1 protein-coding gene is annotated in these 368 nt (G+C 55.2%); it reads right to left on the reverse strand.

Annotation, left to right across the window (positions count from 1 at the left end):
- Nucleotides 1-368, reverse strand: a 368-nt coding sequence (locus tag L691_RS0112480) for a transposase (RefSeq protein WP_025690856.1), incomplete at both ends; no start/stop codon positions are given.

Consider the following 368-nt stretch of genomic DNA (forward strand, 5'->3'; position numbering starts at 1 on the left):
CCACCAAACGTGAGGCTAGCCAAATCAGGTTCTCAATGACCGTCTTCACCCGTCTGCGGTGCACCTTCGTGCGTACCGGAGCATCCGGTTTTTGCAGTGAAATTTGCCCGATGGCTCGCAGCAGATTATAGGCAACCAAGCCTGCACACAGCACCAAATCATTCGTGGCGAATTTCCCCGAGGGCAAGCGCTCCAGATTCAGGTCGGTCTTGAGTTCGCTGTGAAACTGTTCGCTCGTCGCATGGTCCCGGTAGAACTGGAGCACTTGCCATGGCGAACACGTCAGTGTGGTAAAAAACACTTGCGTCTCAATCCGAGGCGTCAGCAGAAGTTGCCCGTCCGCTTCCATGGTTCGCTCGATCACGTGA

The sequence above is a fragment of the Paenibacillus zanthoxyli JH29 genome (genome assembly GCF_000520715.1).
Taxonomy (GTDB): domain Bacteria; phylum Bacillota; class Bacilli; order Paenibacillales; family Paenibacillaceae; genus Paenibacillus_AQ; species Paenibacillus_AQ zanthoxyli.